At 43.5% G+C, this 12,640-nt stretch carries 11 protein-coding genes; 8 read left to right on the forward strand and 3 right to left on the reverse strand.

Annotated features, from left to right (window positions below; all coding sequences use genetic code 11):
• The 3 genes from Q0K96_RS13825 to Q0K96_RS13835 all read right to left on the reverse strand — a co-directional run.
• A partial coding sequence (locus Q0K96_RS13825) for a GIY-YIG nuclease family protein (RefSeq protein WP_297334571.1) occupies nt 1–450 on the reverse strand: 450 nt, incomplete at its 3' end.
• A gap of 20 nt (nt 451–470) precedes the next feature.
• Nucleotides 471–1,061: a 16S rRNA (guanine(966)-N(2))-methyltransferase RsmD gene (rsmD, locus tag Q0K96_RS13830; RefSeq protein WP_297334572.1), complete on the reverse strand. Its 591-nt coding sequence runs from the start codon at nt 1,059–1,061 to the stop codon at nt 471–473.
• Nucleotides 1,058–1,861 (reverse strand): DUF3822 family protein, encoded by an 804-nt coding sequence (locus tag Q0K96_RS13835; RefSeq protein ID WP_297334573.1) that lies wholly within the window; start codon nt 1,859–1,861, stop codon nt 1,058–1,060. The genes rsmD and Q0K96_RS13835 overlap by 4 nt, the downstream gene beginning before the upstream one ends.
• Before the next feature lie 107 nt (nt 1,862–1,968).
• On the opposite strand from Q0K96_RS13835, the gene Q0K96_RS13840 reads away from it, so the two are divergent.
• The 8 genes from Q0K96_RS13840 to Q0K96_RS13875 all read left to right on the forward strand — a co-directional run.
• Nucleotides 1,969–3,390 (forward strand): AAA family ATPase, encoded by a 1,422-nt coding sequence (locus Q0K96_RS13840; protein WP_297334574.1) that lies wholly within the window; start codon nt 1,969–1,971, stop codon nt 3,388–3,390.
• A 214-nt stretch (nt 3,391–3,604) separates the two neighbouring features.
• The gene (gene kdsB, locus Q0K96_RS13845) at nt 3,605–4,330 is read left to right on the forward strand and encodes a 3-deoxy-manno-octulosonate cytidylyltransferase (RefSeq protein WP_297334575.1); all 726 of its coding nucleotides are present in this window, start codon (nt 3,605–3,607) and stop codon (nt 4,328–4,330) included.
• An 87-nt stretch (nt 4,331–4,417) separates the two neighbouring features.
• Nucleotides 4,418–4,843 carry a hypothetical protein gene (locus tag Q0K96_RS13850; RefSeq protein ID WP_297334576.1) on the forward strand — a complete coding sequence of 142 codons (426 nt, stop codon included), beginning with the start codon at nt 4,418–4,420 and terminating at the stop codon, nt 4,841–4,843.
• Nucleotides 4,844–4,998: 155 nt separating this feature from the next.
• Nucleotides 4,999–6,084, forward strand: coding sequence for an efflux RND transporter periplasmic adaptor subunit (locus tag Q0K96_RS13855; protein ID WP_297334577.1), 1,086 nt, complete (start codon nt 4,999–5,001; stop codon nt 6,082–6,084).
• A 25-nt stretch (nt 6,085–6,109) separates the two neighbouring features.
• A complete protein-coding gene (locus Q0K96_RS13860; RefSeq protein WP_297334578.1) occupies nt 6,110–9,316 on the forward strand; it encodes an efflux RND transporter permease subunit in 3,207 nt (1,068 codons plus the stop codon).
• Nucleotides 9,297–10,742: an efflux transporter outer membrane subunit gene (locus tag Q0K96_RS13865; protein WP_297334579.1), complete on the forward strand. Its 1,446-nt coding sequence runs from the start codon at nt 9,297–9,299 to the stop codon at nt 10,740–10,742. The genes Q0K96_RS13860 and Q0K96_RS13865 overlap by 20 nt, the downstream gene beginning before the upstream one ends.
• A 197-nt stretch (nt 10,743–10,939) precedes the next feature.
• The gene (locus Q0K96_RS13870; protein WP_223052150.1) at nt 10,940–12,091 is read left to right on the forward strand and encodes a zinc-dependent alcohol dehydrogenase; all 1,152 of its coding nucleotides are present in this window, start codon (nt 10,940–10,942) and stop codon (nt 12,089–12,091) included.
• A gap of 25 nt (nt 12,092–12,116) precedes the next feature.
• A partial coding sequence (locus Q0K96_RS13875; RefSeq protein ID WP_297334580.1) for a hypothetical protein occupies nt 12,117–12,640 on the forward strand: 524 nt, incomplete at its 3' end.

The following is a 12,640-nucleotide window of genomic DNA, read 5'->3' on the forward strand; positions in this document are numbered from 1 at the left end:
AAAATCTTCCATTGAGTCTTGATCAGCCAATGGAAGAGAACTTAAATTTGGAGATATTGAATTTGAAACAGCATAGCGATCAGCACTTATTGCGATAGATATTAGTCTACTTTCTAAAAATTTCACATGAGATTTAGTAAGATTATCATCCTTACTTGTAAAAACAATCACTTCACTCCAAAAATCCTTTTTTAAGTCATGAGACTTTAATCTATCCCAAACGTTTTCTGATTCGCCAATATAGACTGTTGTTTTGTTGTTGTCGTCTTCACCTATTAGAAAGTAGACACCAGGTCTATTAGATTCTTTCTGAAAATACTTATTTAAATCTGAAAGTTTATTTCTGGGACTTGAAAGTGCTTGTATTGTATGGTTAACAACTTCAGCCTGTCTTATACCTGACACACTGCCGTCTTTTAGATATATTCTAATGCTTTTTCCTAAAATCATCTTATTACGAAATTTAAACTCTACAACTCCTCAACATCAGGGTCTTCGTTAATAGCTTCTTCAGTTTCATCCTTATCAAACTCAAAGAACGAAAAAATACTGCCGCCATACTTTTTACTGAACGACCAATTCATCATGTGTTCCAGCGTGGTGTGCCTGCTGTGCTCTATAATCATCATGCCGTCTTCCTGCAACAGGTTGTTGTCAAAAACCAGCTTAACCACTTCTTCAAATTTTTGCTGCTCAAAGTGGTAGGGTGGGTCTGCCACAATAATATCATAGCTGCTGCTGTGCCCGGCAAGAAATTTATATACATCGGCCTTAACCGCCATGATGTTAAAGTCGAACTCCGCGGCAGTCTGCTTGATGAACTTAATACAGCCAAAGTCGGCATCTACGGCAGTAATAGCCTCCGCACCCCGCGAACCGAACTCATAGCTAAGGTTACCCGTGCCCGCAAAAATATCAAGCACCTTAAGCCCTTCAAAATCAAAACGGTTGTTCAGGATATTAAACAAAGATTCCTTGCTCATATCGGTAGTGGGGCGAACGGGCAGGTTTTTTGGCGGGCTTATCCGGCGGCCTTTATATTTTCCTGATATTATCCTCATGCGTTGTATAGTATAAAATGTTGGAGGGCATCCTGTTGTGTTATGCCAAATTTATCCTGGAGCGCTGCCGGCTGATATATAGAAACGTACCTTATGTATTTGTAGGCAAGCATAAAGCAGTCGTGCTGCTCATCTGTTTTACCCAGTAAAAATACTTTTACCGTTTCGGGGTTCAGCAGCAGTTGCTCCATCGTGAATAGCAGATAATATAAAAAGTCTTCGGGCGTGGCATATTCAAAAGCGTTATACAGCAAAAGCCTTTGGTTACGCGCTACCACAATTTCAAAATGTGTCTCCTGCACATGAACGTAAACCTGTTTTTCATCTACGTTTTTAGAGGCATCCAGCAGCTTGGCAACCAGTATGCTGTTTGCATTTTTATAATCAAAGCTGCCAAACCTGTCCAGCAGGTAATTGTTAATGTTCATTAAGGGTACATACACATTGCTCAGCTCATAATTCGGCAGGGCATCAAAGGCAAAAATATCGGTTTCAAAAACTTTGGTATTGTATTGCAGGTAGCTGCCTAAAAAATTTTCGTCAAAAAGCGCATCGGGCACAAAAGTATTAAAGCAGTTGTCGTGCAGTACCAGCACTTCGTCATACTCCATTTTAAGCTCCGGGTGGGTGGTAAACAGCTTCCACAACTCTTCCTCTACAGGCTGAAATTTACTGAAACCCATGCTGTGCGTATGGCTTATGCTGTTGCCGAGGGTATCGATACAGCAAAAAGAGGCACCGTGCATGCCAATTTGTAAAACAAGTTTTTTATAATTTTTTGTAGTTATGGGGTGGCTCATGAGCAATTGGTTTCAGCACAAATTTACATCTTTTTACCGATTAGCGGGGCTACTCGTTTAAATCATGCTATCTTTGAGGGCCTAACCGCTAAAACCTGTTTTACCAAATGAATCCGGGCCAGTTTTACCAGATACTCCGCCGTAATTTTCCGTTTGAACCCACGCTTAAACAGGACATCTTCCTGCAAAAGATAAGTGAGTTCATCAACAACGACAGCAAAGATGAAATTTTTGTGCTGAAGGGCTATGCGGGTACAGGTAAAACAACCATTATCTCAACCCTAGTAAACCACCTGCGCGAAGCCAACAAAAAATATGTATTATTGGCGCCAACAGGCCGTGCAGCTAAGGTAATATCAGGGTATTCGCAAAAGCCGGCTTATACCATACACAAGCGTATTTATTTCCCAAAAAAGGGCAGCGGCGGTACTATGGGCTTTACACTACAGCCCAACAAGTTTACCAATACTATTTTTATAGTAGATGAAGCCTCTATGATATCAGATACGGCAAACGAGTCGAAAATGTATGAGAACGGTTCACTGCTTGACGACCTTATGCAGTATGTGTACAGCGGTAATAACTGCAAACTGGTACTAATAGGCGACACGGCACAGTTGCCGCCTGTAAATTCTGATATCAGCCCGGCACTTGATGTGCAGATGCTGACTAACAACTATTTTAAGGAAACGCAGCAGATTGAGCTTGATGAGGTTATGCGCCAGGATATCGACTCGGGCATTTTATATAACGCCACCGAATTGAGGGAGGTACTTAAATCGGCCTTTGTAGATACGTTTAAATTCCGGGTAAAAGGATTTAAAGATATTGTCCGACTTGTAGATGGCTTTGAGATAGAAGATGCCATTAACCAGGCCTACAGCAATTACAGCGTAGAAGATACTGCCTTTATAGTGCGCAGCAACAAGCGTGCTAACCAGTACAACAAACAGATACGCTTTAAAATACTGGGGCGCGAGAGCGAACTCTCGGCAGGCGACCTGCTTATGGTAGTTAAGAACAACTACTTTTGGCTCAACGAAAAATCAGAGGCAGGCTTCATAGCTAATGGCGATATTATCGAGGTACTGGAAATTTTCCGTATAGAAGAATTATACGGTTTTAAATTTGCCCGTGTAAAAGTGAGAATGGTTGACTATCCTAACCAGGCACCGTTTGAAACGGTATTGCTTTTGGATACCATTGATAGCGAATCGGCATCGCTTACTTATGAAGAATCAAACCGTCTGTATAATGAGGTGATGCTGGATTATGAAAATGAAACCAGCTACCGCAAATTTTTAAAAGTAAAGAACAACCCGCATTTTAATGCATTGCAGGTAAAATTCAGCTATGCGGTTACCTGCCATAAATCGCAGGGAGGGCAGTGGCACACGGTGTTTGTAGAGCAGCCTTACCTGCCGCAGGGTATAGATAAAGATTACATCCGCTGGCTATACACAGCCGTAACCCGGGCAAAAGATAAACTCTACCTTATCGGGTTTAAAGATGAAAGTTTCGAGGAGTGAGCCTAAAAATCCCTAATGGTGAACAGCCTATCCCTAACCCTCTCAAAAGGAGAGGGGACTTGTTAAGGTTGTGTTCCATTTCGAGTGCAGCGAGAAATCTTGTTTAAATTGTGATTCCTCCACTACGCTTCGCTCCGGTCGGAATGTAAGAACTCCCTTTAAGATGCATAGCATTTATACATTTGGAATTTAAAAAATCCGTTATTTTTACACCATGAAAATTATTGCCGTAATACCCGCCCGCTATGCCAGTACCCGTTTCCCCGCCAAGCTCATGCAGGATTTAGGGGGCAAAGCCGTTATCGTCCGCACCTATGAAGCTGCCGTTAAAACAGCATTGTTTGATGATGTTTTTGTAGTTACCGATTCTGATATAATTTATGATGAGGTTGTTCGTAATGGAGGCAAAGCCATCATGAGCCAGAAGGAGCATGAAAGCGGCAGCGACCGCATTGCCGAAGCGGTAGAACATATGGACGTGGATATTGTGGTAAACGTGCAGGGCGACGAACCCTTTATTAATAAAGAACCGCTTGCCGATGTGCTTCAGGTATTTAAAAGCGACTTTGCAAGGGAAACAGACCTTGCCTCGTTAATGATGCACATTACAGAGGAAGAGGATATAAACAACCCCAATAATGTAAAAGTGGTGGTTGACCAAAAGAATTTTGCATTATATTTTTCGCGTTCGGTAATACCATACCCGCGGGATAAGGAAGCGGGGGTGAGGTATTTTAAGCATATCGGTATTTATGCATTCCGCAAGCATGCGCTGCTCGATTTTTACAACCTGCCCATGCAAAAGCTGGAAGCCAGCGAAAAACTGGAGCAATTGCGCTATCTTGAATATGGCAAAAAAATAAAAATGGTAGAGACAAGCCACGCAGGCATTGGTATAGACACCCCGGAAGATTTAGAAAAAGCAAGGAAACTATTGTAATAGAAAACGATATAGCATAATACCTGTTAAATAATTACTAATATTTGTTTGGCTGTAATTTATTCTTTATCTAATTTTGTTCCCTGAATGAAGAAGTTACAACTGAAAATCTTTTTTTCTCTCGTTGCAGTCCTTTTGGGCTCCGTCTTGAATTTGCATGCCAATGCCGGTAAAGATTTTTCTTTAGATACTTCATTACATTTACTTCAACTGCATCATTACAATGAGGATTTTTGTATTGAGGGCGAAGCCGAAAACAATCTTTACAAAGAATCACTTACTGCTGCCGAAGGCAATCATGATAAAATTACTCCCTCTGATACCGAAATAGAGGAAGACAGGGCCGAATCGTTTACCAAAACACCCCAGGCCCTAAATTATTTTGCTGCATATTTTTCTGAAATATCTCCCGGATATTTCTACCGCTGCATAAAGAGCTACACTTGCTCTCCCTATTTTAACTACCTCCCTGTCCTGGAGCGCCATATTGTTTTCAGGGTGTTCAGGATTTGATTTTTCCTTTTCCGCACGGGCTGTAAACACTGCCGTGCACTTCTTAAGTATATCTGTCCTTAGCTATAGCTATTCAGGGCTAAGATATGTTACGTTTACGCATTTTTCTTAGAAAAGCAATCACAAAATCATATCGTTAAACAAGCAAAATCATCATGAAGAGAATCCTCATGTTTATTAGCCTGTGCGCATTGTTGTGCAACACGGGCTGCAAAAAAGAAGCAGAAGAAAAGGAACACGAAGCACAGTTCCTGGTTACTAATCCGGTTAAAAAAGATACCACTATTACCAAAGACTATGTAGCCCAGATACGCTCTATACAGCATATAGAGCTGCGCGCACAGGAAAGGGGCTACCTGCAGCAGATTTTTGTAGATGAAGGCCAGTTCGTAAAGCAGGGACAGTTACTGTTCCGCATAATGCCTAACCTTTATCAGGCAGAAATGCAGAAAGCAAAGGCTGAAGCGAATTTCGCAGAAATAGAATACCAGAACACTAAAAAACTTGCCGAAAGCAATGTAGTTGCACCTAATGAACTGGCTATGGCTAAGGCTAAATTTGACAAGGCAAAAGCAGAATTACAGCTTGCTCAGGTGCATTTACAGTTTACAGAGATACGCGCGCCATTTGATGGTATTATAGACCGCTTTATGGTTAGGCAGGGCAGCCTTGTAGATGAAGGCGACCTGCTCACAAACCTTTCTGATAATACAAAAATGTGGGTATATTTTAATGTGCCTGAAGCAGAATATCTGGACTATAAACAAAACCTCGACAACAACAGGCAGGATAACAAGGTAAGCCTGCTTATGGCAAACAACAAATATTTTGATTATCCCGGTAAAATAGAAACTATAGAAGCCGACTTTAATAACGAAACGGGTAATATACCTTTCAGGGCCACTTTTCCTAACCCTAAAGGGCTGCTAAGGCATGGTGAAACAGGTAATATACATATTACCACACCGTTAACCAATGCTATGTTAATTCCGCAAAAGGCAACTTTTGAGGTGCTTGACAAAAAGTATGTATATGTTATCAGTAAGAATAATACGGTACAGTCAAGAGAAATAACCGTAGCACACGAACTGCCACACATTTATGTGGTGGGCAGCGGCCTTTCTGAAGGCGATAAAATACTGCTGGAAGGTTTACGCCTTGTAAAAGAAAACCAGAAAATAGAATACAAAACCCTGAAGCCCGAAGCCGTATTGGCCGATCTTGAGCTGTACGCAGAATAATAACGGCCTTTAAACAACAAGTAATATGTTTAGTAAATTTATACACAGGCCCGTTTTTGCAATTGTAATTTCTATTATGATTGTTTTTGTTGGTTCGCTGGCAATAAAGCAACTGCCAATATCGCAGTTTCCGCAAATTGCCCCAACAACAGTAAATATCTTTATTGCTTATCCCGGTGCGAGTGCCGATGTACTGGTAAAATCGACACTCATAACCCTTGAAAACTCTATTAACGGGGTAGAAGGAATGCGTTATATGGCAACCGATGCCACCAGTGCGGGCGAAGCCACATTACGGATAATCTTTGAACCGGGCACAGACCCCAATGAAGCAGTTGTAAGGGTTAAGACCCGTGTTGACCAGGTTATGCCGCTGCTGCCTGAACTGGTGCAGCGCGAAGGGGTTGTTATTACCCCAATTCAGCCGAGTATGCTTATGTATGTAAATCTGTATGGTACAGGCAAAAACATGGATGAGAAGTTTTTGTATAACTATGCCAGTGTAAAAATGATTCCTGAAATAAACAGGATTAAAGGTGTGGCAAGAACGCAGATACTGGGCAGCCGTACCTATGCCATGCGGGTATGGCTTAACCCTGACAGGATGAGAGCCTATAACATTTCGGTAGATGAGGTTATGGATGCCCTTGCCGAGCAAAGTATTATAGGCCGCCCCGGGCGTATCGGGCAAAGCTCGGGTATAGAGGCGCAGTCGCTGGAATATGTGCTTACCTACAAAGGCAGGTTTAACGAGCCTGAAGAGTATAAAAGCATCATTATACGTGCTAATGCTAACGGAGAATCCATACACCTGAAAGACATTGCCACGGTAGAGCTGGGCAGTGAGTTCTTTGATATTTATTCAAATCTCGACGGGCATCCTTCGGCAGCCATTGTGCTGAAGCAGAATTACGGCAGTAACGCAAGTGATGTTATTGCGGAGGTGAAGGCCAAGCTTGAGGAAATGAAAGAGAGCTTTCCTCCGGGTATTGATTATAAGATTAGCTATGACGTATCGCAGTTCCTTGATGCCTCTATAGAACAAGTTATAGATACGTTAAGGGATGCCTTTATACTGGTGGCACTTGTAGTATTTATCTTTCTGGGCGACTGGCGTTCTACGCTTATTCCCATTCTTGCGGTACCGGTATCGCTTGTGGGGGCATTTTTCGTGATTCAGTTCTTTGGGCTCTCCATCAACCTTGTAACACTTTTTGCATTGGTGCTTGCCATTGGTATTGTAGTAGATGACGCTATTGTTGTCGTCGAGGCAGTCCACGCCAAGTTTGATGAATTCCCAAACATATCACCTTACATGGCTGTAAGAAAAGTGCTTGGCGAAATCAGCGGCGCTATTATAGCTATCACTGCAGTTATGGTTTCGGTATTCCTGCCTATATCTTTCATGTCGGGCCCTGTGGGTACCTTCTACAGGCAGTTCTCCATCACTATGGCAAGTTCTATAGTTATATCGGCAATCATTGCGCTAACGCTTACACCGGTTTTGTGTGCCATGCTGCTTAAAAACCACCACGGGCATCCTAAAAAAGGAAACCTGTTTACAAAAGCGATGGACAAGTTTAACAGCGGGTTTGAAAAGCTTACAGGCAAATACGTGGGTGTATTAAGGCGTATTGTGAACAGGCGCTGGTTAACCTTTGGCATTTTGCTTGCGTTTTGCGCGGGTATCTATTTCGAGAATGAGGTACTCCCTGCCGGGTTTATACCAAGTGAAGACCAGGGTACCATATATGCCATTATACAAACGCCTCCGGGGGCAACACTGGAGCGTACCAATAAAGTTTCGCAGCAGCTACAGAAAATTTGCGAAAAGGTAGATGGGGTAGAGTCGGTATCATCACTTGCAGGTTATGAGATTATGACTGAGGGCCGAGGCAGTAACGCCGGTACCTGCCTTATTAACCTTAAACCGTGGCACGACCGCGACCACACGGTTACCGAAATTATGGAGGAGCTTGAGCATAAAACCAAAGGGCTGGGTGCGGTTATAGAGTTTTTTGAGCCGCCTGCCATACCCGGTTTTGGTTCTTCAGGCGGTTTCTCTATGCGATTGCTGGATAAAAACGGTACCAGCGATTACCAGGATTTCGACAGGATACAGAAGAAGTTCCTTGATGATTTGGGCAAGCGTAAAGAAGTTACCGGGTTATTCAGTTTTTTCGCGGCAAATTACCCGCAATATGAGTTGGTAATGGATAACGACCTTGCCATGCAAAAAGGTGTTTCTATAGGCAAAGCAATGGATAACCTTAACATCATGATAGGCAGTACCTATGAGCAGGGCTTTATCAAGTTCGACAGGTTCTTTAAGGTATATGTGCAGAGTGATCCTAAGTACAGGAGATTGCCGTCTGACATCCTGAATATGTTCGTTAAGAATGAAGAGGGCGAGATGGTTCCGTATTCGGCATTCATGAAGCTGAAGAAAACACAGGGGCCAAACGAAATTACCCGTTACAATATGTACAACTCAGCCGCTATACAGGGGCTTCCCGCCAAAGGCTACACAACAGCCGATGCTATTGCCGCCATTAGGGAAGTAGCTAAAGAAAGCCTTCCAAAAGGATATGACATTGCGTGGGAAGGTTTATCGTATGACGAAGCCGGCAGGGGTAATGAGTCACTGTATATTTTCCTTATTGTGCTGGCGTTCGTTTACTTTGTGCTTGCAGCGCAATACGAAAGCTTTATTATCCCGCTGGCAGTAGTATTTTCACTTCCTGTAGGTGTCTTCGGCTCATTCATGTTGCTCAAGATGATGGGGCTGCAAAATGATATTTATGCGCAGATAGGGCTTATCATGCTTGTGGGTCTCCTCGGTAAAAACGCGGTGCTTATAGTAGAGTTTGCCGTATTGAAGCATAAAGAGGGCTCAACCATACTCGAAGCCGCCATAGAAGGCGCAAAGGTTCGTTTCCGTCCTATCCTTATGACATCATTTGCTTTCATAGCAGGACTTATACCACTTATCCTGGCTACAGGTGCCGGTGCCATTGGTAACCGTACTATTGGTGCCTCTGCGCTTGGCGGTATGCTTTTCGGTACCATTTTCGGGGTAATAATAGTGCCGGGGCTTTACTACATATTCGGCACGCTTGCCGACGGACGCAAGCTCATTAAGTACGAAGATGACGGTTCTTTATCAGAAGAATTCATCCACATGATTGATAATTTCCCTAACAATACAGAAAATGATGAAGATGCTAAATAGCCGTAAATTAATAATAGCCTTAACAGCCTGTACTGTTATCACTTTTACAGGCTGTAAACTGCCCTCTGTAGCGCAACGAGCAGAAAATAAAGAAGTACCTGCTGCCTATGCGGGTGCTGCTGCCGATACGCTTAATTCGGCAAAGCTGAAGTGGAGGGAGTATTTTACCGACCCAAACCTTGTTGCCCTGATTGAGGAAGCCCTTAAAAATAACCAGGAGCTTAATATAACCCTTCAGGAAATAGAAATTTCCCGTAATGAAGTAAGGGCACGTAAAGGGGAGTATCTACCATTTGCAGGAATACGTGCCGGGGCAGGGGTAGATAAGGTTGCCCGTTATACTAACATAGGTGCAATGGAGGCGACTACCGATATCAGGCCCGGCGTGGAAATGCCGGAGCCGTTACAGGATTATTCGCTTGGTTTATATGCCAACTGGGAGGTAGATATCTGGAAAAAACTGCGCAACGCTAAAAAAGCTGCTCTTAGCCGCTATCTTTCATCTGTAGAAGGCAGAAACTTTATGGTGACTAATATCATAGCTGAAATTGCCAATTCCTATTATGAACTGCTAGCATTAGATAACCAGCTTGCAATTGTTCAGCAGAATATAGGCATACAGGCGAATGCCTATGAGATTGTTAAACTACAAAAAGAAGCAGCGCGTGTTAATGAACTGGCTGTTAAGCGTTTTGAAGCTCAGGTACTCAATACAAAAAGCCTTGAATTTACCATACAGCAGCAGATAACGGAAACTGAGAACAGGATCAATTTTCTTACAGGTCGTTTCCCTCAGCATGTAGAAAGAAGCGCGGTATTGATTACAGATATAGTGCCGCAAACGGTTCAGGCGGGCATCCCGGCACAACTGCTGGAAAACAGACCCGATATCAGGCAGGCCGAAATGGACCTTGCAGCGGCAAAGCTTGATGTTAAGGTCGCCAGGGCAAGGTTTTACCCATCGCTTGGCATATCGGGCGGGGTAGGTTTCCGGGCATTCGACCCAAGCTTCCTGTTCAGGTCTCCTGAGTCGTTGCTTTACTCTCTCGCGGGAGATATAGCCGCACCTTTAATAAACAGGAATTCTATTAAAGCTGCATACAGCACTGCCGGCGCAAAACAAATGCAGGCGGTTTATAATTACGAACGTACATTGCTTAATGCATACATAGAGGTTACCAATCAACTGGCTATGATTAGCAATATGCAGAAAGCCTATAACCTTAAATCGCAACAGGTAGATGCGCTAAACCAGTCAATAGATATATCAAACAATTTGTTTCGCTCGGCAAGGGCCGATTATATGGAGGTACTTATGACACAGCGTGATGCGCTGGAAAGTAAATTCGACCTGATAGAAGCCAAGCTGAAACAAATGAATGCAAGTGTAAATATTTACCGCGCCCTGGGCGGCGGATGGAATTAATATTGTTTTGTTAAGTTTGGATTGATTTTGTGTTGCCCCTGCACTGTTGTTGCAGGGGCTTTTTTATTTTCCTGAATACTTGCATAATTTCCGCGTAGTGTTACATCATTTTGCAGTTAAGAAAATCTTTGTAAAGCTTTAACTGTAAAAGGGATATGGTAAGGCTAACTTTACTGTAAACCAAAATTATATAAATTATGCTGGCAATGAATTACAGAGGGCCTTTTCGCGTGCGGGCCGATAAAAATATGCCGATGCCGGAGATAGAACATCCGGAAGATGCTATTGTACGCGTGTTACGTTCGTGTATTTGCGGTTCTGACCTGCACCTGTACCATGGCCTTGTACCCGACACAAGGGTAGGCAGTACCTTTGGGCATGAGTTCATTGGTGAAGTGGTAGAGGTAGGCTCATCCGTACAAAAGCTTAAAGTGGGCGACAGGGTTATGGTACCTTTTAATATTGCCTGTGGCAAATGTGCTTTTTGCAGGCAGGAACTTTATGGCAATTGCCACGAAAGTAACCCTGAAGCTACTGCAGCGGGAGGAATTTTCGGCTACTCGCATACCGCCGGAGGCTACCACGGCGGACAGGCAGAGTATGTAAGGGTGCCCTATGCAGATGTCAGCCCTACCGTAATACCCGACTGGATGGATCCGGATGATGCAGTACTGCTTACCGATGTAGTGCCAACAGGTTACCAGGCAGCCGAAATGGGTGGCATACAAACAGGTGATACTGTTGTGGTTTTTGGCGCAGGGCCAATAGGTATTATGGCGGCAAAATGTGCATGGCTGTTTGGGGCAGGACGTGTAATACTGATAGACCAGCTTGATTACAGGCTTGAGTTTGCTGAAAAATTTGCGCAGTGCGAAGTATATAATTTCAATTTTATTGGAGACCCTGTTGTATTTATCAAAACACAAACCGATTCTCTCGGGGCAGATGTGTGTATAGATGCAGTAGGGTGCGAAGCGGCAGGAAGCCTTGCCAACACTTTATTAGGGCGTAAGCTATTATTACAGGGAGGTTCTACCACTGCGTTGCACTGGGCTATTAATTCCGTTAAAAAAGGCGGTATAGTATCTATAGTTGGTGTTTACGGCCCAACAGATGCACTGGTGCCTATAGGTAATGTGCTTAATAAGGGTATAACCATCCGTGCCAACCAGGCCTCAGTTAAACGCACACTGCCAAGGCTGATAGAGCACGTTAAGAATGGTGTATTGAACCCGAAGGAAATGATAACACACCGTGTGCCGCTGGAAGAAGTGGCAGAAGCCTACCATATATTCTCAGCCAAAAGGGATAACTGTATTAAGCCGGTGCTGATACCGCCTTCGGCATAAATTACTAACGCTTAAAAACTATGTTATGACAGACGAAACAAAACCATCAGATTTTAAAAATATAAGGGGAGCAGACTACAGCCACATTAAGGGGTGGGGGATAGATGCCGACCCGAAAAATGACCCGACTTACCCTATAAAAAAACGTACGGATGAGGAGATACTGGGCTACACTTGGCAGCGCCCTGCGCAACAGCCTGAAACCGTTGAAATACTAAAATCGGTAGAGCGGCCTAATATTACTGCTGTTTTTGGGACTGCGGCACCTCCGTCGGGCCTTAGTGGTATGATAAGACGCATGGCCTACAAATACAGCGAATCGGATTTAAGGCGATGGATGCCGCTTATTTTAGCAGATCGTGTTAATATGGTGGAAGGGCTTATAGAAGATGCCGGCAAAGGCTACCTGCCAAACGTTTTTGCCGAGCGTGGCTGGAATGCCGAATTAAAATATAATAAAAAGGATTTTGTAATTAAAGTTGCAGCAGGTGCCGCACTTACTGCGGCGGTTGCAGCATTTTTAATATACAGGAGCAGGAGCAGAAAAGC

This window comes from Flavobacterium sp. (genome assembly GCF_024305175.1).
In the GTDB taxonomy this organism is placed as follows: domain Bacteria; phylum Bacteroidota; class Bacteroidia; order Flavobacteriales; family Flavobacteriaceae; genus Flavobacterium.

Excerpts from the sequence above, each read along its gene's own strand:
- rsmD (WP_297334572.1), bottom strand. The coding sequence starts at position 1,061 with ATGAGGATAATATCAGGAAAATATAAAGGCCGCCGGATAAGCCCGCCA.
- Q0K96_RS13835 (WP_297334573.1), bottom strand. The coding sequence starts at position 1,861 with ATGAGCCACCCCATAACTACAAAAAATTATAAAAAACTTGTTTTACAA.
- Q0K96_RS13840 (WP_297334574.1), top strand. The coding sequence starts at position 1,969 with ATGAATCCGGGCCAGTTTTACCAGATACTCCGCCGTAATTTTCCGTTT.
- kdsB (WP_297334575.1), top strand. The coding sequence starts at position 3,605 with ATGAAAATTATTGCCGTAATACCCGCCCGCTATGCCAGTACCCGTTTC.
- Q0K96_RS13850 (WP_297334576.1), top strand. The coding sequence starts at position 4,418 with ATGAAGAAGTTACAACTGAAAATCTTTTTTTCTCTCGTTGCAGTCCTT.
- Q0K96_RS13855 (WP_297334577.1), top strand. The coding sequence starts at position 4,999 with ATGAAGAGAATCCTCATGTTTATTAGCCTGTGCGCATTGTTGTGCAAC.
- Q0K96_RS13860 (WP_297334578.1), top strand. The coding sequence starts at position 6,110 with ATGTTTAGTAAATTTATACACAGGCCCGTTTTTGCAATTGTAATTTCT.
- Q0K96_RS13865 (WP_297334579.1), top strand. The coding sequence starts at position 9,297 with ATGATGAAGATGCTAAATAGCCGTAAATTAATAATAGCCTTAACAGCC.
- Q0K96_RS13870 (WP_223052150.1), top strand. The coding sequence starts at position 10,940 with ATGCTGGCAATGAATTACAGAGGGCCTTTTCGCGTGCGGGCCGATAAA.